Origin of the sequence: Bittarella massiliensis (ex Durand et al. 2017), from assembly GCF_009876955.1 — a bacterium.
Lineage (GTDB): Bacteria > Bacillota > Clostridia > Oscillospirales > Ruminococcaceae > Bittarella > Bittarella massiliensis.
This window is the reverse complement of record NZ_WWVY01000013.1, coordinates 25,279-46,088: the sequence shown is the minus strand read 5'-3', so window position 1 is coordinate 46,088 and position 20,810 is coordinate 25,279. Positions and strand designations below refer to the sequence as shown.

The window sequence follows — 20,810 nt, the reverse complement described above, 5'->3', positions numbered from 1 at the left end:
TTTTCAAGGTCCGTTCGGCATCTCGCCGTGCCTTTTATTATATCTCGCTGCCTTCTTTTTGTCAACCCCTTTTTTCTTGCCTCTCAGCTCGAATCCCGGGGCCCACTCCTCGGAAACCGCACTCCCGTGCGCTTCCCTCGCGGACAGCTTTTGTATAATACCATGACCATCTCGTGCTGTCAATAGATTATTTCGCTTTTTTTGAAAAGAAAAATCACTTTTTTGATGAACTCCTCTTTTCCTATACTTTAGGTATTTTTTACCTGGTGGAACGCCCGGCTTGTCCCTCGCTGGAATACAGTTTGTATTTTCATTGCCTTGGCTCTTATGGGGTGGTATGCTAATAGGCAAATGGGGATCCTATCATAAAAAGAATGGACGGCAGGCTTCTGCCGCCAAAGGAGGCCGAGAGCCATGCAGGCGACGGTGCACTATCTCTACAACAGCGGCTTTGCCCTGGAGACCGAAAAACACCTGTTTATCTTTGACTATTACCTGGACGACCCGCCCTCGGGGGGGCTGCGTCACGGGGTCATCAATCCGCGGGAGATCGCGGCACTGGGGAAAGAGACGGTGGTGCTGGTCTCCCACGGGCACTTTGACCACTTTAACCGGGTGATCTTTGGCTGGCGAGGGGCCATCCCCGGGGTGCGCTACATCCTTTCAAGCGACATCCCTCACCGGCCGGGGATCGCCGCGGCCATCGCCCCGGGAGAGGAGCGGGATTTTGGCGACTTCACCCTGCGGGCGCTGCGCTCCACCGACTTGGGGGTGGCCTTTCTCATCAAGACCGAGGGGTCGACCCTCTACCACGGGGGCGACCTGAACTGGTGGCACTGGGAGGGGGAGCCGGAAGAGGACAACCGCGAAATGGCCCTTTTATATAAGAAGGAAATCGACAGTTTGGCAGGGGAGCACATCGACCTGGCCTTTTTGCCCCTGGACCCGCGGCTGGAACAGCCGGCCTATCTCCTCGGGATGGACTACTTCCTGCGTCATGTCGAGGTAGGGCGGGTGCTGCCCATGCACTTTGGGGACGACGGCCGGGTGTTTGACTGGCTGGAGCGCGACCCCCGGGCGGCGGCGTACCGGGATCGGGTGGTCCGCATCGAGCGGCGGGGGCAGTCCTTTTCGCTGGAGCTGTAAATGCATAAAAAAGAGGAGGCGGGGATGATTCCCGCCCCCTCTTTTGGGGATGAGCCTAATCGAGGATTTCGAGCCAGTAGCCGTCGGGGTCTTCGATGAAGTAGAGACCCATAGCCTCATTTTCAAAGCAGATGCAGCCCATCTCCTGGTGGAGGGCGTGGGCGGCGGCCCGGTCGGCGACCCGAAAGGCGATGTGACTTTCGTTCTCCCCCAGCTCATAGGGCTGGGGGTGGCCTTTGAGACAGGTGAGCTCCAACTGGTAATCGGTTTCGCCGTCGCCGAGAAAGGCCAGGGTGAAGCTGCCGTCGGCGGCCTCTTTGCGCTTTTCCTCGCGTAGGCCGAGGGCCTTTTCATAGAAGGCGATGCTGCGCTCCAAATCGGTGACGTTCAAGTTGGTGTGCAAAAAACGAGATTTCACAAAAATCCTCCTTCCCCATTTACAGGCGGCCCGCCGCCTCGACATGCCGGTAGAGCATCTCGAAGAACTTGGGCTTGTCGGCCCGGTAGGCGACCCAGGTGTTGACCGACTCGTCGTTTTCGTTGCGGTGTTCCACCACCAACTGGCCGTCGGCGGCGCCGCCGGCAATGTCCATGTCGCACTTCTGCCGGCGCAGGTCGGTGATGACGGCGGGGTCGATGACGGCGGCCACAGCCAGGGCGTCGTGGAGGGCGTCGCCGGCCTTTTCGCCCTTTTCCGTCCAGCCCAGGGTCTCCCCCACCAGGATGCGGCCCTTCATCAGCTCGCCGACAAACTTGGCGGCAGGGGTGCCCAGGGCGAGGATCTTGTCGGCGTCGGCCCGGGTCATCTCGGCGCTGTGGGTGGCGTTGAGGGTGATCACCCGGCAGTTGACGCCGCTGTCGAGGACGATTTTGGCCGCCTCGGGGTCGTGGACAAAGTTGGCCTCGCCCACGGGGGTGATGTTGCCCCGGTCCACCGCGCCGCCCATAAAGACCACCTCTTCGACGTGGTCCTTTAGGTCGGGGGCCATGCGAAAGGCCATCCCCACGTTGGTGGGCGGGCCCACGGGGATGATGGTCACCTTCTCCTCGCTGCGGCGGAGGGTCTCGACCAGGTAGGAGCAGGCGTGCATCTGCTGCGGCTTGGAGTGGGGGGCGGGCAGGTCCAGGTGGGGCGGGTGGAGGATGACCGGTTTGCCGTCCACCTCGGCGGAGACGACGTTTTCGGGGTTTTGGGCCATCCGCCCCTTGGAGAGGGAGCGGACCATGGGCGCTGAGCAGCCGGCGTAGACCGGCACGTCGGCCCCTAGCAGATCGACCACCCGCAGGGTGTTGTCGACGCAGTTTTCCAGGGGTTGGCTGCCCTGGGTGACGGTGATGCCGATGACCTCTAATCCCGGGTCGGTGAGGGCCATGAGGATGGCCAGGGCGTCGTCGGTGCCCGTATCGACATCGAGGATAACTTTTTTGCGGTGTTCGTTCATTTGGTGATTCCCCCTTGTGCGCCCGGCGGGCGTGTTCTGGTGTGCTACTACCAGTATACCCCCTTTGGGCGGGGGCCACAAGAAAGCAATCTGCTAAACATTTGAAAAAAAGTTTTGTATGGGCTTTGCAAAGCGAAAACTTTGTGTTATAATAATTCACGTCGCATTGATGTGCGTCCGTAGCTCAGCTGGATAGAGCGTTGGACTCCGACTCCAAAGGCCGCAGGTTCGACTCCTGTCGGGCGCACCAGAAAAACCGCACCACAAATGATTTGTGGTGCGGTTTTCTTTTTTAAAAATTTTGCACGAGATACCAAAAGCCCTCATCTGTCCTACAAAATGTCCTACAAGTGGTCCCCAAACTCCGAAAATAGACTCTTTCATAAATACAGAAGCAAAAAAGGCAGATTTTTATCCCGCTTTTTCATCTCTTTTGCGGGCGTTCGCTTCTGATTTTTCAAGATTTTTCTTTTCTTTGCCCTTCCCGTTCTCCCCTCCCCCTATTTGGGTGTATAATGAAGAAAAATAGGCAGAGAGGAGGCGGGATCGGTGAAGCGGAAAAAGTCGGACCGCGCGCTGTTAAAGACCAACCTCTTTGTCTGCGCCATCATCCTCTTGGGATTTTTGGCCACTTCGATTGTCAGCTACCGCTCCAATTTGGGGGTATTTGAGGAGGACACCGAAAAGGTGACCGTCCTGACCGCCGAGGGCATCTACCGCCAGATCGAGTCGATTTTCATGAAGCCCATGGGGGTGTCTTTGACCATGGCGGGCGACACCCTGCTGCAAGACCTTTTGCGCCAGGAGGGGGCGCACCTGAACGACGGGGACTACGTCGCTACCCTGACGGCCTATCTCGACAGCTACCGGGAAAAGTACGGCTACGACTCGGTCTTTCTGGTCTCGGCGCGCACCGGGCGCTACTATCACTTTGACGGGATCGACCGCACCCTCTCCCCCGAAAACGGAGAGGACGCCTGGTATTACGATTTTCTGCAGGCCGGCGAGTCCTACTCCCTCAATGTGGACAACGACCAGGCGGCGGGGAACACCATCACCGTCTTTATCAACTGCTTGATTTCCGGCGACGACGGCGTCCCCCTGGGGGTGGTGGGGGTGGGCTTTGACATCTCCACCCTGCAGTCGCTGTTGCGGGAATACGAGGAGCGCTTCTCCCTGCACGCCTGTCTGGTGGACAGGGACGGCATCATTCAGGTCGCCACCGACCACACCGGATATGAGCGCACCGACCTGTTCGCATCGCCCCCCTACGCCGGCTTGCGGGAGAGCCTGCTCGCCGACCGGGAAAACGCCACCGCCTTTTGGCACGACGGGGAGGAAGGCCGCGTCTATCTGGGCAGCCACTACATCCCCAGCCTCTCCTGGTACCTGCTGGTGGAAAACGACACCTCGCCCCAGACCCAGCAGATGCAGCGCAAGTTGGCGGAGGGGGCGCTGATCGTGGCGCTGGTGGTGCTGGGGGTGACCCTGGCCATCAGCTACATCATCCACACCTATAACCGGCGGATCGTGGAGCTGACCCGCTCCAGCGAGCAGTCGCGCCGCTCCATCTTTCAGGAGGCCACCGAGCAGCTGTTTGAAAACATCTACGAGTTGGACATCACCCACAACCGGGCGGCCAATCTGGAGACCCAGCGGTATTTTGAGAGCCTGGGCGTTCCCCCCGGCACCCCCTACAACGAGGCGCTGAAGATCGTGGCGGAGAAGCAGATCCGGGAGGATTTCCGCCAGGGATATATCGACACCTTCGCCCCTGAACACGTGATCGACACCTATCGCCGGGGGGAGGAGAGCCTGCAGTACGACTTCATGATCTCCACCGACGGGGAGCACTACTACTGGATGCGGATCGTCGCCCAGATCGTCCTCTGGAAAGAGGACCAGTCCATCCACATGTTCACCTACCGGCAAAATATCGACACCATGAAGCGGCAGGAAAAACAGGTGCTCGACCAGATCCAGCGAGACCCGATGACGGGCCTGCTCAACAAGACCGCCACCCAGGCGCAGATCCAGCAGTTGCTGGAGGGCGGAGGGCAGCAGCTGCGCGCCTTCTTCATCGTGGACATCGACAATTTCAAGCAGGTCAACGACCGCTTTGGCCACGCTGTGGGGGACCGGGTGATCCTCCATTTCGCCCAGAGCTTGAAGGGCGCCTTCCGGGAGGAGGACGTGGTGGGGCGGATCGGCGGAGATGAGTTTGCCGTCTTCCTGGCCCTGCCCGACCGGGCGACCGCGGAGCAGAAGGCCCGCGAGATCTTAAAAACGCTCAACCGTCCCCTGTCCCTGGACGAGGGGGTCTGCCCCCTCTCGGCCAGCATCGGCATTGCCCTGGCCCCGGCAGACGGCCGGGACTTCGGCAGCCTCTACCGCCATGCCGACACGGCCCTCTACGCCGTCAAACAGCAGGGAAAGGGCGGCTTTGCCCTGTACGGCGGGGAAACTTCCCCGCACTGACCGCCATAGGCCGCCGCTTTGAAACCAAGACGCCTGCCGTCAAAAGGCAAAGAGCGCCGCACCCCTTTATAAAGGGTGCGGCGCTCTTTTTTGTTGGCGCGATTTATTGGGGTGCTGTCTCCCCGCCAAAGAGGGGGGTGGAGAGGTAGCGGTCGCCGGTATCGGGGAGCAGTGCGACGATGATCTTGCCCCGGTTCTCCGCCCGCTTGGCCAGGAGGATGGCCGCCCAGACGGCAGCGCCGGAGGAGATGCCCACCAGCAGCCCCTCCCGGCGGCCCACCGCCCGCCCGGCGGCAAAGGCGTCGGCGTCCTGCACCGGGATGATCTCGTCGTAGACGGCGGTGTCCAGCACCGGGGGGACAAAGCCCGCGCCGATGCCCTGGATCTTGTGGGGGGCGGCGCTCCCCCCCGCCAGCACGGGGGAAGAGGCGGGCTCCACCGCTACCACCTGCAGGGCAGGATTTTTCTCCTTCAAGTATCCGCCCACCCCGGTGATGGTGCCGCCGGTCCCCACCCCGGCGACGAAGATGTCCACCTGGCCGTTGGTGTCCTCCCAAATTTCAGGGCCGGTGGTGGCCCGGTGGGCGGCCGGGTTGGCGGGGTTTTCAAACTGGCCGGGGAGGAAGCTGCCCTCGATCTGGGCGGCCAGATCCCTGGCCTTGGCGATGGCCGCCTTCATCCCCCCCGCGCCCTCGGTGAGGACCAGCTCGGCCCCGTAGGCGGCCATGAGCTGGCGGCGCTCTACCGACATGGTCTCGGGCATGACGATGATGACCCGGTAGCCCTTGGCGGCAGCCACCGAGGCGAGGCCGATGCCGGTGTTTCCCGAGGTGGGCTCGATGATGACCGAGCCGGGCCCCAGCAGGCCGCGGGCCTCGGCGTCCTCGATCATGGCCTTGGCAATGCGGTCTTTGACCGAGCCCGCGGGGTTGAAGCCCTCGAGCTTGGCGACCAGCCTTGCCTCCAACTTGTATTCCCGCTCGATCTGGGTGAGTTCCAGCAGAGGGGTGCGCCCCACCAACTGGTCAAGGGATCGGTATATTTTTTTCATCTTGTAGACCTCCTGTGTCCGTTCGTCGTTTGCAGCCTGCGTTCGCTCTGCCCCGGCGGGGCTATCGACAGCAGCGACAACAGCGCCCTGCGCAGCGGGCAGAGGGGGCTGTGGCAAACCGGGCGAATCGAACCATAAGATCAACCTACTTTCTTGGTATGTTTATTGGATGGTGTCAGTATACCTGCTGAAACCGCCCTTTGTCAATGGATATTTTAGGGGGTCTTTGCCCCCTCGGCCGCCGCCAGGTCAGCCACCGAGACCCCGTCGAGGTAGCCGGCAATCAGTTCGTCGAGGGCCTGCCAGAGGGGGAGGGTCCGGCAGCCGGCGGCGCGGGGGCAGGGCTGCTGGCCGGGGGCCAGGCAGGCCACCGGGGCCAGGCTCTCCTCGGTGAGGCGGAGGATGCTGCCCACCGAGATCTCCTCCGGGGGGCGGGCCAGCCGATAGCCGCCCCCCTTCCCCCGCTGGCCGCGCAGCAGGCCGTTTGCAGCGAGGCGCTTGACGATATTTTCCAGGTACTTTTCCGAAATCCCCTGTCGGGCGGCGATCTCTTTTAGGGGGGTGTATCCCGCCCCGCCCTGCTCGGCCAGGTCGATCATCACCCGCAGGGCGTACCGCCCTCTAGTCGATATCAGCATATCTCTCCTCCTCTCCTCTGCTTGCCGCACCGCCCAACAGCCGGGCCAGGTCGGCGCGAAAAAAGTCGCGGGGACGCCCCTGTCCGGGGAAGCCCGCCGCCCGACAACACCCGCTGTTGAGGGCCTCTTCCAGCAGGGGTTGGGGCAGAGCGGCGGGATCGGGCTGGGCCCCCGTGGCAAAGAGGGCGTCCACCGCCCGATTCAAAAAGGCCACCGGCCGGCGGCCGTGGGTGCGGGTACAGACCGGCGGCCCCGCCAGGGCCAGGTAGCGCTCCGCCGCCGCAGGCAGGATGCCGACGGCCGGCAGGAGGCGCCCCACCTGCCCCAGGGCAAAGGCGGGAAGATTGCCCCACTGCTCGGGGCCCACCCCCCAGCAGAAAAAGGCCAGGCGGCTGGAGGCGTTGACCCCCAGAAGCCCTTCCCGCCCGGCCAAGGGGACCCGGTGCAGGTCCCAGCAGAAAGCCGGGTCCTGCGCCCCCGGGGGTGGGAGGCCCCGTATGCCCAGCCGGCGCTGAAGCGGGATGGTGTGGCCAAACTGCATCTGCTCTTCTCCCCTTTCTCCCCCCCGCCGCGGGCCGGGGGCCGGTTTTGCCCCAGTATAGCACCGGCGGGGGCGGGGCTGCAACCATCTCTTTGCCGGGCGGGGAAACCGCGGCGGTCAATTGACAGTGTATGCGGCGGGGAAGTACAATGGGAGCAGAAGACTGTGAGGCCCTTTTCGGGGTATCTGCCGCCGCCGAGCGGCCCTCTCCCAGCAGACTTGCCACTCATCCGCCAACCAGCCGGGGCGCACGCGCCGGACAGACCGCCGCCCACAGGGGCGGAGCAAAGGGGTGCTTTCTTTGGAACGACAGTCTGCAGCAGCGCTGCTCGACCACCTGGCAGGCCTGTTCGCCTGCGTCGCCGCCCGGGAGGACGGACGCCTTCTCTATTTCAACGACCGGTTTCAAAAGGCCCTTCCCGCCGCCGAGGAGGGCGGGGCATTGGCCGCGCTCTGGCCCGCACTGGCCGACTGTAGGCCCGCCGGCTGGCAGCGGACAGAGCCCGGCTCCCTCGTCGCCGACACCCCCTTTGGGCCGGAGATGGAGGTGTGTTTCTCCCCCCTGCTCTGGGGGGAGGAGCCCGCCTGCCTGATCTGCGCCTCTCCCCCGGTCCCCACTCCGGCCCAGCGGGAGGCGGCGGCCGAGCGGGAGCGGCTGACGGCGGCCATGGCCAAGGTCTACCCCATGGTGATCTCGGTGAACTTGACCCAAAACCGCTATGCCATGGTAGCCTATGAGCACTTTGACACCCGCCAGGCCGCCGAGGAGGGCTGCTTCGACCAGCTCATCGAGGTGGGGGCCTCCACCATGCACCCCCTCTATCGGGAGGAATTCCGCCACACCTTTTCCCGGGAAAACCTGCTCAAGGCCTTTGCTGAGGGGGTGCAGGAGCGCTATATGCAGCACCTGCAGCTGGGGGACGACGGGGTCTACCACTGGACCGAGACCCGGGTCCTCCCCCTTCCCTGCGCCGAGGGGGAGGACCGGTGGCAGATCACCCTCTGCCGCAACATCGACTCGGAAAAGCAGGCCCAGGAGGAGTTGGAGAGCTCCTTCGCGGTGGCCACCGAAAACGCCGGCGGTCTCACCGCCAAATTTCTGGTGGAGGGCGGGCAGGTGCTTCTGTTGGAGGCCAGCCGCCGCTACCGCGAACTCTTCGGCGTCGGGGAGCGGGAGTGCCGGGAGGGGATGTTCTCCCAACTGCCCGAGCCCCTGCGGGGCGAACTCACCGCACAGGTCTGCCGGGCCGCCGCCCAGCGGGCCACGGTGGACGTGGAGATCCCGGTGAGCCGGGGGGGCAAGACCCGGTGGTACCACGGCCAGGCCTCCTGTGTGGGGGGCAAGGAGGGCCGCCCCATCTATTTCGGCACCGCGGTGGATGTGACCGAGCGCCGCCAGTTGGAGCGAGACCGGGAGGCCACCTACAACAGCCTGCCCGGCGGGATCGCCAAGTTCGCGCTGGCGGGGGAGCTGCTCCTGCTGGAGACCAACCGCGCCTTTCACACCCTGTTGGGGCTGCCAGCCGGCGCGGCGGGGCGGGGGCTCCTTGCACTAACCCTGCCCGAAGAGCGGGAGGCCCTGCGCCAAACCCTGGAGACACAGCACCGGCAGGGCCTTCCCCTGCGCGCCGAGTGCCGGATGGCGAGGGAGGACGGGCAGCCCTTCTGGGTGCACCTGGAGGGGCGCCGGGTGGGCGGCGAGGACGGAGCCCCCATCTACCTGGCGGTTTTGCTGGATGTGACCCTGCGCCGGGAAGCCCAGCAGGAGAGGGAGCGGGAACAGGCCCGGTATCAGCTGGCGGTGGAGAGCTCGGCGGACGTCCTCTTTGTCTACGATTTGGAGAGCGACCTCTTCACCTCCCGCGAGGGGGGACCGGAGGGGGCCCGACAGGCGCTGCCCCGCTACCTGGAGACCCTGGAGGAGTCGGGGATCGTCCACCCCGACGACTTTGAGAAGGTGCGGGCGATGATGGCCGGCCGGCTGGGGCGGGCCGAGGTTCGGGTGCGCCGGCCCGGCGAAGACGCCTTCTCCTGGTTTTTGTACCAGGGGGACGCCGTGCGCCAGGGCGGCCGGGTGATGCAGGTGGTGGGCACCCTGCAGGACATCGGCCGCCTGAAAGAGGAGGAGGCCCGGCGCACCCTGTTGCAGGAGGTCTGCAACTTTGTGGGCAGCCGGGACTACCAGTTGCTGGCGGTCATCGACCTGCCCGGCTGGCAGTGCCACTGCGTCTACCGGGACGACAGCGGCCTCTTCCCCCTGAACAGGGACCGCTTTCCGACGGCTGCCCGCGCCTTTGTCGCCCACTCGGTCTGCCCCTGGGACCGGGAGCGGATGGCGGCGGCGCTGCAGCCGGAGGCGATTTTAACAGGGCTCGCGGGACAGGGGGCGCACACCCTCTACCTGCAGGCCCTGGAAAGAGACGGTTCCCTGCGCTGGAAGGAGCTCTCTTTCTCCCATTTCAGGGGGCAAAAAGGCACCCTGCTGATGGCCCTGCAGGACGTGGAGGAGGTGCGGGCGGCCGAGACCCGGGGGCGGATCGCCGACGGGAGCCTGGAGGTGGCCCTCAACCAGATCTACGACGAGGTGCTCTGCACCAACATCTCCCGCCGACAGATGGTCTACGCCAAGAGCCGGGGCACCTACCCCCCGATCGCCCGCGGGGCGGAGACGGCCTACCAGCAGGTGCTGGCCAACATCCACCCGTCCGAGCAGGCCGCCTTTGCCCGCGCCCTGGGGCCCGATAGCCTGCTGGCGGCCTTTGCCGCCGGGCAGACCTCCGTCGGGGGCGAATTCCGCCGCAAGGGGACCGACGGGAACTACCACTGGGTGGCCATAACGGCGGTGCAGCTGTCGCGCCAGGCCGGCGGCGAGGTGATGACCCTGCTGCTCACCTCCACCATCGACGCGCGCAAGCAGATGGAGCAGGCCAGGGAGGAGTTCACCACCGGGGTCACCGCCCTCTTTGAGGAGTGCGTCACCCTCAACGTCACCCAGGACCGCTATCTGCTCCGCAAGTCAAACCCCAGCTGGGGGCCCATCCCCCCCGAGGGGGCCTTTGAGGCGTCCAACTCGCTCTATTGCCGGCAGGTGATCCACCCCGACGACCAGCCCCTCTTCCTGGCCGCCTTCTCTTTGGCAAGCATCCGCCGCCAACTGGCGGAGGGGGCCCAACGGGTGATGCGCACCCTGCGGCGCAAGGGGCGCGACGGCGGGTACCGCTGGGTGGAGATGACCATGATCCGCCTGGAAAACCGCATCGACGACGACCAAAAGGTGCTGCTGGTCTACCGGGACGTACACCAGCTCAAGACCGCGCAGGAGCAGCAGCGAGAGGCCGACCTGCGCTTCTCCTCGGCGGTGAGCGCCTTTTACGACGCCGTCTTAGAGGGGGATCTGGAGACCGACCAGGTCTTTTTGTGGAGCCGGCAAAACGGCAGCCTGACCCAGTCGCCCCTGCCCCACCGCCTGGAGGAGAATTTTCACTGGACGGTGGAACACCTGGTGCACCCCAACGACCGGGAGGCCTATCGGCAGTCCTTTGCCCCTGATGCCCTCAAGCGGGCCTTTGCCCGCGGCCGGAAGGAGGTCTATCTGGAGGCCCTGCGCCGCCCCTCGCTGAACGAGGACTACCGCTGGTACTCGATGCAGGCCCAGGAGCTCAGCCGGGAGCCCGGAAGCTGCCGGGTGATGTTCTACCTCAAAGACATGGACGAGGCCAAGCGGCAGGAGGAGCGCCGCCGCACCGCCCTGATGGACGCGCTGGAGCTGGCCGAGCGGGCCAACCAAGCAAAGACCGAGTTCCTCTCGCGGATGAGCCACGACATCCGCACCCCGATGAACGCCATCATCGGGATGACCCGCATCGCCAAGGAGAGCCTGGGGGAGGATGAAAAGGTGGCCGGCTGCCTGGAAAAGATCGACGTCTCGGCCAAATTCCTCCTCACCCTCATCAACGACGTGCTGGACATGTCTCAAATCGAGAGCGGAAAGATGCACATTGCGAGAGAGCCCTTCGACACCGCCCCCTTCCTGCAGGGGATCGAGGCCGTCTGCGCCCCCCAGGCCCGGGAGCGGGGGCAGCACTTCTCCATCTCGGCTGCGGGACTGGCCCCGGCCTACCTGGGGGACGCCCTGCGACTCAACCAAATTTTGATGAACCTGCTCTCCAACGCCCTCAAGTACACCCCCGAGGGGGGCGACATCTCCCTGGAGGCCGCCCCGGTCGAGGGGCCCGGCGGCAAAGCGGCGGTTTGCTTTCGGGTGTCCGACAGCGGACAGGGGATGTCCAAGGCCTTTCTCAAGCGGATGTACGAGCCCTTTGAACAGGAGACCTCGGGCGGCGGGCGCAACCTGGAGAGCAGCGGTCTGGGGCTGACCATCGCCCGCAACCTGACCCACCTGATGGACGGCCAGATCTCGGTGGAGAGCGAACTGGGACAGGGCACCACCTTCACCGTCACCCTGCCCCTGGCGCCGGCAACCCCCCGCAGAAAAGATGCCTGCCCCCTCCGCGAGGAGGAGCCGGCCTTCGCCGGGGAGCGCCTCCTCCTGGTGGAGGACAACGAGATCAACCGGGAGATCGCCCTGGCCCTGCTGCACAGCCGGGGGCTGAAGGTGGATACCGCCGCCGACGGGGCCGAGGCGGTGGACCGCTTTTCCCAGAGCGCGCCCGGCTTTTACCGGGCGGTGCTGATGGACATCCGCATGCCGGTGATGGACGGGTTGGAGGCCACCGAGCGCATTCGCGCCCTGCCCCGGCCGGACGCGGCCACCGTCCCCATCATCGCCATGACCGCCAACGCCTTTCGAGAAGAGGTGGAGCGGGCCAGATTGGCGGGGATGAGCGACTACCTGACCAAACCGGTGGACCCGCCCGTCCTCTTTGGCGCCCTCTTTCGCGCCCTACGGCCCCACCCCGGGCAGGGAGAGCAAAAGAAATAGATGAAACCTACCACAATCAGGTGTATAATGATGACAAACTGCCGCCGCCCAGACGCCGGCGGCAAAAGGAAGTGGCTCAAATGGAGTTGATGGAGGCCCTGCGCCCCGTGGTGGCGGACGAGGAACAGACCCTGCGCCGGTTCATGGGCAATCTCGCCCTCTACCGGAAATTCGCCCTCAAATTCCCCCAGGACGAAAATATGTCCCTTCTCGAAGAGGCGGCGGCCGCGGGGGACTGGCCGGCAGCCGAGCGCTTTGCCCACACCCTGAAAGGGGTCGCCGCCAACCTGGGGTTTGCCGAACTGGCGCAGGCCGCCGCCGAACTGGTCACCGCCCTGCGCCAGGGGGCGGAGGGGGCGGCCCTCTCCCCCCTGCTGGACGAGGTGCGCGCCCGCCACCGCGAAGTCCTGGCGGCCATCGCCCGCTGCGACCGCTAAAACTGCCTCCAAATTTGCCTGAAGAGGGGGGATCGCCCGTGCAGACATCCTGCCGCGACACCCTGTTGATCGTCGATGACTCCGAGCTCAACCGCGCCATCCTGCGGGAGATCTTCTACCGGGAATACCGGATCGAAGAGGCGGAGAATGGCCGCCGGGCCCTAGAGGTCGTCGCCCGCCAGCAAGACCGGCTGGCCGCCCTGCTGCTGGATCTAGTGATGCCCGAACTCGACGGCTTCGGGGTGCTGGAGGAACTTTCCCGCCAGGGGCTGTTGGAGAGCATCCCCGTCTTCCTCATCACCGCCGAGACCTCGGCCGACATCGCCCTGCAGGGATACGAAAATGGGGTGATGGACGTCATCAGCAAGCCCATCACCGACCCCTCCATTGTGCGCAAGCGGGTGGGCAATGCGGTGGAGCTCTTTCGCGGGCGCAACCAGTTGGCCCAGCTGGTGGAGGAGCAGGTGCAGACCATCAAGGCCCAGTCGGAAAAACTGCGCACCGCCAACGCCTCCATCATCGACATGCTCAGCTCGGTCATAGAGTTTCGCAGCGGCGAGTCGGGCCAGCACGTGCGCCGCATCCGCCAGGCCACCCGGATGCTCCTGCAGCTGCTGGCCGCCGAGTACCCGGCCTACCGCCTCAGCCCCGAGGAGATCGAGATGGTGGCCAGCGCCGCCGCCATGCACGACATCGGCAAGATCCTGATCCCCGACTACATCCTCAACAAGCCCGGCCGCCTCACCGCCGAGGAGTTTGAGGAGATGAAAAATCACACCGTCTACGGCTGTGAGATCCTCGAGAGCATCCCCTTCTTTCAGGAGCAGGAGCTCTTTCGCTACTGCTACGACATCTGCCGCCATCACCACGAGCGGTGGGACGGCCTGGGCTACCCCGACGGGCTGTCCGGCGGCGACATCCCCCTCTGGTCCCAGGTGGTCTCCCTGGCCGACGTCTACGACGCCCTGGTCAGCGAGCGGGTCTACAAAAAGCCCTATCCCCACCCGGTGGCGGTGGAGATGATCCGCAGCGGGGAGTGCGGCGCTTTTAACCCCCTGCTTCTGGGTCTCTTTCTGCGCTGTGCAGACGAACTGCACCAGGCCCTCTACCTGCAGGACGAAACCGGGGCGGCCCCCTACTCGCCGCCCGTCGGCCTCGGCCGGGCCGCCGGCTACCACCCGCCCGAGGAGCAGCGGCTCAGCGACCGCACCCTGGCCCTGCTGGAGAGGGAGCGGCAGAAGTACCACTGGCTCTCGGAGATGTCGGGGGAGATCCTCTTTGACTACGACCGGCAGAGCGACTCGGTGGAGTTCACCGAGAAGTACCAGGAGGTGTTTGGCGACAACCTGCGCACCCTCCACGCCAGCGACCACATCCACCGCGCCGGGCAGATCGCCCCCGAGGACCTGCAGCGCATCGAGGGGGAGCTGAAGGCCCTCACCCCGGAAAGCGCCCTCTACCGCACCGAGGTGCAGCTGACCGTGCGGGGCGGGCGGAGGGTCTGGTTTGAACTCTACATGCGCTCCCTCTGGGAGGGGGAGAGCGGCCAGGTCTGCACCGGGTACATGGGCAAGCTCTCGAGCATCGACGAGCTCAAGCGGGAGTCGGCGCGCTGGCGGCAGCGGGCCATGCACGACTACCTGACCGGCCTCTACAACCGCCAGGCCCTGGAGACCCGGGTGTCCGAGGCCATCCGCGACCCGGCGGGCAGCCCCTTCTCCCTCCTCTTTGTGGACCTGGACAACTTCAAGGCGGTCAACGACACCAAGGGCCACCTGGCGGGGGATCAACTGCTGCGGGAGATCGCCGAAAAGCTGCCCCAAAAGATGCGGGCCACCGACATGGTCGCCCGCATCGGCGGCGACGAATTCGCCGTCTTTTTGGAGGGGATGGGCAAAGAGGCTCTGCTGGCCAAAAAGGCCGGCGAGGTCTGCCACTTCTTCCGCGAGGAGTTGGGCGAGCAGGGGCTGGGCCTCTCGGCCAGCGTGGGCTGCGTGCGCTATCCCGCCGACGGGCAGAGCTATAAAGCCCTGCTGCAGCGGGCCGACCGCGCCCTCTACACCGCCAAGAGCCGGGGCAAAAACCAGTTTGCCCTCTACGACGGCGAGATGGAGGGGGAGCAGTACCGCCCCTCCCTCCTCTTCCCCACCGAGGACTGACCCCCCTTTCAGACAAAAAGAAAAGCGCCCCCACAGCTCTTTGAACCGCTGTGGGGGCGCTTTTTGCCCGAACCCCCCTGTCAGGGCTTGATGTAGGAGAAGCCCTCCTCCTGCCTTTGGGCGATCTCCACCACCCCGGCGGGGACCACCCGCACAAAGCCGGGCAGCCGCTGGGGGTCGATCTGGTTGGCCCGCAGGGCGTTTTGGCAGGCGGCCACCACCGTTCCCCCCTGGGCCAGCTCCGCCAGGGCGGAGAGATAGGGCGCCGCCGGTTCCACCAACCCCTTCACCGCCGGGCCGTTGGCCACGATCTCCATCTGGCAGGGGACCTCCTCCCGCCGGCAGTACTCCTCCATATTCAGGGCGTTCCCCGCCGCCAACTGCCAGGCTTCCACCTGGTCTACGTGGTACAATACCTTCATTGTGATACCCCTTTCCCTCTCGCCGCCCCACCGGGCGGTCTTTTTTCAGTATACCCCCACAGCCCTGGCGCGGCCACAGCCCACACTGGTTTTTGGGGTTTTTTTGCGGAAGACAAAAACGGGCGGCCCGGCGCAGACCGCCGAGCCGCCCATTCCCTATTTTCACCCGCTGCGCTACTCCGCCCGCTCCACCGGGAAGAGGACGGCGCTCACCAGCTCCGCCGGGTCGGAGACCATCCCCTCGTCGCGGATGTAGCGCTCGACCGAGGGGCCGCAGACCCGCCACTCGGGGTGGGCGGCCAGGTAGCTGCAGACCGCGTCATAGGCGGTGTGGATCCCCTCGTAGGGGCCGGTGTAGGTCGCCGCCACACAGCGCATGGCCGGTCGCAGCGACACCCCTTCGGCCTCGCCCGAGACCTCCACCTGGGCCTCGGCGTCCATCTCGTCGCAGCAAAACTCCTCCCCGTGGAAGAGCAGCTGGGTGACGCCGCAGCGGCGCAGCCCCTTTTCTGCCGCCTGGCGGTGGAGGTCGGCAAAGAGCTGGTGCACCTCGCCGATGGAAATTTTGCGGCGCAGGCTCAGCACCCGCTGGGCCGGCGTCTCCATTACAATGACCTTGCTGTCCGATTGGCTCATATTGGTTCCCTCCGCGTTGCGGATGCACGCCTCCATCAGGCGAAGGGAGTGCTGCAGCTCCCGCAACTCGGCAAGGGCCTGGGCATACCGCGCCCGCACCCGGCCAGCCAGCTCCTGCGGGGACAGCTGCAGCAGGTCGGGGATCTGCGCCAGGGAAAAGCCGAAACCCTGCAGCTTCCTGATGGCCAGCAGGTCCCGCAGTTGGGCCGCCTCGTAGTAGCGGTAGCCGTTGTCCGCCCCCACCCGGGCGGGGCGGAGCAGCCCCAACTGGTCGTAGTGGCGCAGCATGCGGGCCGAGACCCGGGTCAGCCTGGAAAATTCGCCGATGGTGTACATGGCATCCTCCTGTCGATCGTCGTACTGGTTCGAACCGTGAAACCAGCATACACCTTGCCACTGTGGCAAGGTCAACCCCTTTTTTACAGGAGGGCCTGCCCCAGGCAGAGACCGGTGGCGGTCTTCTCTTCGGCCAACTGGGCGGGGGTGCCGGCAAAAACCAGTTCGCCCCCCCGCCTGCCGCTGCCGGGGCCCAGTTCCAGCACCCAGTCGGCCTGGGCGACCACCTGCAGGTCGTGCTCGATGACCAGCACTGTGCTCCCCTGCCCGGTCAGCCGGCGGAAGATGGCCAGCAGCCGCTCCACCTCGGAGATGTGCAGCCCGGCGGTGGGCTCGTCAAAGAGGTAGAGAGGGCTTTTTTTGCGCAGTTGGGCGGCCAGCTTGAGGCGCTGGCACTCGCCCCCCGAGAGGGTGCTCACCGGCTGCCCCAGGGAGAGGTAGCCCAACCCCACCTCCTGCAGCAGCCGCAGGGAGCGGACCACCTTGGGCTCGGTGAAGAAGTCCAGCGCCTCCTCCACCGAGAGTTCCAGCACCTGGGCGATGTTCTTGCCCCGCAGGGTGTAGGCGAGCACCTCCTCCCCAAAGCGGCGGCCCTGGCAGGTCTTGCAGGTGGTGCGCACCGGCTCCAAAAAGGCCAGGTCGGTGTAGACGTAACCCGCGCCCTTGCAGTCGGGGCAGGCCCCTTTGGAGTTGAAGGAGAAGCGGGCGGCGGGCACCCCATTTGCGGCAGCGAAGAGGGTGCGGATCTCGTCGAAGAGCTTGGTATAGGTGGCGGGGGTGGAGCGGGGGGAGGCGCCGATCCCCCCCTGGTCGATGAGCACCGCCTCGGGGTACTGGCGGCAGAAGGCCCGCGCCAGGGTGCTCTTTCCCGAGCCCGCCGGGCCGCAGAGGGCGGTGACCGCCCCCTTGGGGAAGGCGGTGGAAAAGCCGGTCAGGTTGTTTTCCTGTCCCGCCTCCAGGGGCAGCCACTCCCCCAGCGGGCGGGGCTGTGCCAGCCGCAGGGGTCGGCGCAGGGCGCGGCCGGTGGCGCTCTCGCAGCCCGCCAGGCCATTGGGGGGGCCCTGGTAGACCACCTCGCCCCCCTGTTCCCCCGCGCCGGGGCCGATGTCTACCGCCCAGTCGGCCATGGCCATCACCTCGCGGCTGTGCTCCACCACCAGCACGGTGTTCCCCCGGTCGCGCAGCCCGGCAAAGAGGCGGCCGAGAAAGGGCAGGTCCCGGGGGTGAAGGCCGATGCTGGGCTCGTCGAAGATGTAGAGCAGGTCGGAGAGGGTGCTGCCCAGGTGACGCACCATCTTCACCCGCTGGCTCTCCCCGCCCGAGAGGGTGGCGGTCTCCCGCCCCAGGTTGAGGTAGCCCAGCCCCACGTCCTGCAGCTGCTGCAGCTTCTCGGCAATGGCGGCGGCGATGGGGGCCTCCACCTCGCCGGTGAGGGAGCGCACCAGGGGGAGGAGCTCGTCCACCTCCATCCGGCACCAGTCGGCCAGGTTGCGCCCGTCGATCTTGCAGGCGAGCACCCGCTGGCAGTAGCGGTCGCCGTGGCAGGTGGGGCAGGGGCCGCTGCGGAGGAAGGGGGCGATCTGTTCCTTCACCCGCTGGGAGAGGTTCTCCTGCTTGCGGAGGATGAAGAGGCGGGTGATCTTCTCCACCAGTCCCTCGTAGTCAAAGACAAAGGGGCCCGACTTAGAGGGCAGTTCCACCTTGGGCCCCCGGCTTGCCGTGGAGGAGGGTCTGCAGCTCCTCGGGGGTGTAGTCGCGCAGGGGCTTGTCGCAGTCGAAGAGGCCCGAGAGAACATAGGTCTTCCAGTACCAGGAACCGGCCGGGAAGACGGGAAAGAGGATGGCCCCCTCGTTGAGGGAGCGGTCGAAGTCCAGCAGCAACTCCTCCCGCAGGGCGGTCTTGACCCCCAGGCCGTTGCAGTCGGGACAGGCCCCCTCGGGGTCGTTGAAAGAGAAGGAGCCCGCACTCCCGGCGCGAGGGCGGCCCACCCGGGAGAAGAGGAGGCGCAGCAGGGGCTGCAGGTCGGTGGCGGTGCCCACGGTGGAACGGGAACTGCCCCCCAAGCGGCTCTGCCCCACCACGATCGCCGGGGAGAGGTGGGAGATGACCCCGGCCTTGGGCCGGGGGAATTTGGGCAGCCGGTTCTGCACATAGGCCGAGTAGGTCTCCCCCAACTGGCGCTGGGCCTCGGCCCCCAGGGTGTCAAACACCAGAGAGGACTTGCCCGACCCCGACACCCCGGTAAAAACGGTGATTGCCCGTTTGGGGATGTCCAGACAGACCCCCTTCAGGTTATGCTCCCGCAGATTTTCCAGGTGAATGTACTCCCGCTCCATTGTCCCTCTCCGCCTTTCTCCGTACCGGCCCGCCAGCAGCGGGCCCTGTATCGCCCTTCAGGATACCAATTTTTTACCCCGAGGGCAAGGGCAACCGTCCCCCCTTTTGAGGCGCTGCCCCCGGGGGGCAGAGGGCGGGCTTCCCCCACACACGCCCCTGCGGCGCCCTGCGAAAAGCCCCCGCCCGGAAGGACCCCCTTTCTCCCCTCCGAGAAGGGGGGAACAGCCGGTGAGCGGCAGCGCCCATCTCCGCCCGAATGCTCCGGGATGGCCGCTTTAAACAGGCAAAAAAGGGGCGCTGCGGCCACCCCCTCCCCTCCGGCAGGGCCGCCGACCGGCCATGCACCATTTGCCGGCAAAAGGGGCCTTTTTCCCCCGGCAGCGGTGGGGGCGGACGCGCCCTGCCACACGATACCCCCTCTCTCGGCGGCAGTCCCTCTCTTTTGCGAAGCCCTGGAAGAAGGGGGTGACCATTCCTTCCCAGAAGCAGGCAACCGGCCGGCGCCCTTTGCGGGAAGTGCTCGGCCCTCAAGGGCCGTTGCAGACAGCCGGCAGACACCCTCGGGCCGACAGAGCACGCCGCCTCCACCCCAGAACACGGACGCCGCTTTTGCCACAGGGGATGGGCCAAACTGTGCAGTCGCTCCGGCTGAACAGGGGGCCACAGCCCCGGGGGACAACTTCTCGCCCGCTGCCCCATGGCTGTGAGCGTCCGCAGCACCAGCGCAAAGATCCACCCGCCCCCAAACAGAGTCGGCCCTTTACCGCCCGCCTCTCCGCCGCTGCGAGGCCCTTTGCCGCGGCCCAACCGCACCGGCGCGCAGGGGCCACCGGCCGCGACAGCGGGCAAAAAGCAAATAATTGGGCCGCCGGGCAAAAAATTTACGATTTTTTCTCGATTTTTTTAAAAATCCTGTTATCATATAAGATAACTTACCGCGGTATCGCCAAGAGGCGGCGCTGCGGGCGGCTGTCCAGGCTGGGCGGCCCTTTTTCCGCGCTCCCTCAAAACGATTTTACACCGCGCCGCAGGGCGCGGCGAAAGAAGGATGTGTCTCCTTTGAACCCCCAAAAAATTGCCATACTCACCGACACCTGCGCCGACATCCCCGCCGAACTGGCGGCCCAACACCAAATTTTCACCCTCCCCCTGACCATCTCCTTTGGGGAGGAGCACTTCCGCGACGGGGTGGACATCACCCCCGCCCAGGTCTACCGGCGGATGGCGGAGGAGCTGCCCAAGACCTCCCTCCCCTCCGGCGAGACCATCCTCGGCCTCTTTGCCCAGATGCGGGAACAGGGGTATGAAAAGGTGCTGGCCATCCTCTTTTCCAGCGGTCTCAGCGGCACCTACCAGGCTGTCAAGCTGATGGGCGAGGGCTTCCCCGGGTTGGAGGTAGCGGCCTTTGACACCCGCAGCGGCAGCCTGGGCACTGGTCTCACCGTGTTGGAGGCGGCCCGCTTTGTGGAAGAGGGGCGCACCTGGAACGAGATCTGCGCCCTGATCCCCCGGCTCATCGCCAACACCACCGTCTTTTTCTGTGTGGACACCCTGGAGTACCTGCAAAAGGGCGGTCGGATCGGCAAGATCACCGCCATTGCCGGCACCATGCTGCAGATCAAGCCCATCATCTCCTTCACCCCGGCGGGGGAACTCATCAGCGTGGCCAAGGTGCGGGGGCGGGCCCAGTCCATCGAGCGGGTGACCCAACTGGCGGCCGACTGCTACCAGGCCGGGCGGCGCTGCAACATCGCCACCGCCCACGGGGACGCGCCCGAGGACGGGGCAAAGGCGGCCAAACTGCTGCGGCAGAAGGTGCCCGCCTACCAGCGCCACTTCGAGGGGATCGTGGACTGCACCCTGGGCTCCCACACCGGCCCCCACCTCATCGGCGCCGGTATTCAGCTGCTGGACGACGACATGTAGCACGCCAAGTCGGGGGCGAGGCGGCCGAAAAGCCGCCCGATCGCCCTGTCGGCGACCGGTCCTGCCCGCTTGCAGGGCGTCTAAAAACGGCGGCCGGATCTTCCCCCTCCCCCTTCCCCTGCGCCGGGGAGGGGCAGGCAGCGCTTGCAGGCTGCTGCGACAACAGCTCCCCAGGGCCACTGCATTCTCCCCCTGCCGAGGCGGGAAAGGGACGCCGTTTCCCCCGAGGCCCGGGGGAGGGATGGGCTTTGCCCGCTGGTGTGACAGCCCCCCTGAACCGAAAAAAAAGAGAGAGCCGGACAGGCAGTCTGTCCGGCT

The 20,810-nt window shown here is 65.7% G+C and carries 15 protein-coding genes and 1 tRNA gene; 7 read left to right on the top strand and 9 right to left on the bottom strand.

The window, feature by feature from the left end:
* Positions 1-414 precede the first annotated feature (414 nt).
* Positions 415-1,146, top strand: a complete 732-nt coding sequence (locus GT748_RS12800) for an MBL fold metallo-hydrolase (protein ID WP_021661049.1) — start codon at positions 415-417, stop codon at positions 1,144-1,146.
* A 55-nt stretch (positions 1,147-1,201) separates the two neighbouring features.
* On the opposite strand, the gene GT748_RS12795 is transcribed toward GT748_RS12800, so the two are convergent.
* Positions 1,202-1,564 carry a VOC family protein gene (locus GT748_RS12795; RefSeq protein ID WP_207637610.1) on the bottom strand — a complete coding sequence of 121 codons (363 nt, stop codon included), beginning with the start codon at positions 1,562-1,564 and terminating at the stop codon, positions 1,202-1,204.
* Between the two features lie 19 nt (positions 1,565-1,583).
* Positions 1,584-2,588, bottom strand: coding sequence for a nucleoside hydrolase (locus GT748_RS12790; RefSeq protein WP_021661051.1), 1,005 nt, complete (start codon positions 2,586-2,588; stop codon positions 1,584-1,586).
* Between the two features lie 173 nt (positions 2,589-2,761).
* On the opposite strand from GT748_RS12790, the gene GT748_RS12785 reads away from it, so the two are divergent.
* A tRNA-Arg gene (locus GT748_RS12785) sits at positions 2,762-2,838 on the top strand.
* Between the two features lie 299 nt (positions 2,839-3,137).
* A complete protein-coding gene (locus tag GT748_RS12780; RefSeq protein ID WP_021661053.1) occupies positions 3,138-5,066 on the top strand; it encodes a sensor domain-containing diguanylate cyclase in 1,929 nt (642 codons plus the stop codon).
* Positions 5,067-5,169: 103 nt separating this feature from the next.
* On the opposite strand, the gene cysK is transcribed toward GT748_RS12780, so the two are convergent.
* The 3 genes from cysK to GT748_RS12765 form a co-directional block, all read right to left on the bottom strand.
* Positions 5,170-6,117: a cysteine synthase A gene (cysK, locus tag GT748_RS12775; RefSeq protein WP_044993279.1), complete on the bottom strand. Its 948-nt coding sequence runs from the start codon at positions 6,115-6,117 to the stop codon at positions 5,170-5,172.
* 215 nt (positions 6,118-6,332) lie between these two features.
* Positions 6,333-6,755, bottom strand: coding sequence for an RrF2 family transcriptional regulator (locus tag GT748_RS12770; RefSeq protein ID WP_044993281.1), 423 nt, complete (start codon positions 6,753-6,755; stop codon positions 6,333-6,335).
* Positions 6,739-7,296 carry a DUF6933 domain-containing protein gene (locus GT748_RS12765; protein ID WP_021661056.1) on the bottom strand — a complete coding sequence of 186 codons (558 nt, stop codon included), beginning with the start codon at positions 7,294-7,296 and terminating at the stop codon, positions 6,739-6,741. The genes GT748_RS12770 and GT748_RS12765 overlap by 17 nt, the downstream gene beginning before the upstream one ends.
* Before the next feature lie 301 nt (positions 7,297-7,597).
* Here GT748_RS12765 and GT748_RS12760 point away from each other — a divergent pair, with 301 nt between their 5' ends.
* The 3 genes from GT748_RS12760 to GT748_RS12750 all read left to right on the top strand — a co-directional run bounded on the left by GT748_RS12760 (position 7,598) and on the right by GT748_RS12750 (position 14,834).
* Positions 7,598-12,238: a PAS domain S-box protein gene (locus GT748_RS12760; protein WP_052537717.1), complete on the top strand. Its 4,641-nt coding sequence runs from the start codon at positions 7,598-7,600 to the stop codon at positions 12,236-12,238.
* A gap of 80 nt (positions 12,239-12,318) precedes the next feature.
* Positions 12,319-12,675, top strand: coding sequence for an Hpt domain-containing protein (locus GT748_RS12755; protein WP_021661059.1), 357 nt, complete (start codon positions 12,319-12,321; stop codon positions 12,673-12,675).
* Positions 12,676-12,713: 38 nt separating this feature from the next.
* Positions 12,714-14,834 (top strand): diguanylate cyclase domain-containing protein, encoded by a 2,121-nt coding sequence (locus GT748_RS12750; RefSeq protein ID WP_205301333.1) that lies wholly within the window; start codon positions 12,714-12,716, stop codon positions 14,832-14,834.
* An 80-nt stretch (positions 14,835-14,914) separates the two neighbouring features.
* On the opposite strand, the gene GT748_RS12745 is transcribed toward GT748_RS12750, so the two are convergent.
* The 4 genes from GT748_RS12745 to GT748_RS15605 all read right to left on the bottom strand — a co-directional run bounded on the left by GT748_RS12745 (position 14,915) and on the right by GT748_RS15605 (position 18,565).
* Positions 14,915-15,256 carry a DsrE family protein gene (locus GT748_RS12745; RefSeq protein ID WP_021661061.1) on the bottom strand — a complete coding sequence of 114 codons (342 nt, stop codon included), beginning with the start codon at positions 15,254-15,256 and terminating at the stop codon, positions 14,915-14,917.
* A gap of 174 nt (positions 15,257-15,430) precedes the next feature.
* Positions 15,431-16,297, bottom strand: a complete 867-nt coding sequence (locus GT748_RS12740) for a MerR family transcriptional regulator (protein WP_242861689.1) — start codon at positions 16,295-16,297, stop codon at positions 15,431-15,433.
* A 14-nt stretch (positions 16,298-16,311) separates the two neighbouring features.
* Positions 16,312-17,928, bottom strand: coding sequence for an ATP-binding cassette domain-containing protein (locus GT748_RS12735; RefSeq protein WP_368034139.1), 1,617 nt, complete (start codon positions 17,926-17,928; stop codon positions 16,312-16,314).
* The gene (locus GT748_RS15605) at positions 17,912-18,565 is read right to left on the bottom strand and encodes a hypothetical protein (RefSeq protein WP_021661064.1); all 654 of its coding nucleotides are present in this window, start codon (positions 18,563-18,565) and stop codon (positions 17,912-17,914) included. Before GT748_RS15605 ends, GT748_RS12735 begins: the two co-directional genes overlap by 17 nt.
* 1,060 nt (positions 18,566-19,625) lie before the next feature.
* On the opposite strand from GT748_RS15605, the gene GT748_RS12730 reads away from it, so the two are divergent.
* Positions 19,626-20,492 (top strand): DegV family protein, encoded by an 867-nt coding sequence (locus GT748_RS12730; RefSeq protein ID WP_021661068.1) that lies wholly within the window; start codon positions 19,626-19,628, stop codon positions 20,490-20,492.
* Positions 20,493-20,810 lie beyond the last annotated feature (318 nt).

What these genes read in the sequence shown, in the direction of transcription:
- GT748_RS12800 (WP_021661049.1), top strand. Translation starts at nt 415, where the DNA reads ATGCAGGCGACGGTGCACTATCTCTACAACAGCGGCTTTGCCCTGGAG.
- GT748_RS12790 (WP_021661051.1), bottom strand. Translation starts at nt 2,588, where the DNA reads ATGAACGAACACCGCAAAAAAGTTATCCTCGATGTCGATACGGGCACC.
- cysK (WP_044993279.1), bottom strand. Translation starts at nt 6,117, where the DNA reads ATGAAAAAAATATACCGATCCCTTGACCAGTTGGTGGGGCGCACCCCT.
- GT748_RS12770 (WP_044993281.1), bottom strand. Translation starts at nt 6,755, where the DNA reads ATGCTGATATCGACTAGAGGGCGGTACGCCCTGCGGGTGATGATCGAC.
- GT748_RS12765 (WP_021661056.1), bottom strand. Translation starts at nt 7,296, where the DNA reads ATGCAGTTTGGCCACACCATCCCGCTTCAGCGCCGGCTGGGCATACGG.
- GT748_RS12755 (WP_021661059.1), top strand. Translation starts at nt 12,319, where the DNA reads ATGGAGTTGATGGAGGCCCTGCGCCCCGTGGTGGCGGACGAGGAACAG.
- GT748_RS12745 (WP_021661061.1), bottom strand. Translation starts at nt 15,256, where the DNA reads ATGAAGGTATTGTACCACGTAGACCAGGTGGAAGCCTGGCAGTTGGCG.
- GT748_RS15605 (WP_021661064.1), bottom strand. Translation starts at nt 18,565, where the DNA reads ATGGAGCGGGAGTACATTCACCTGGAAAATCTGCGGGAGCATAACCTG.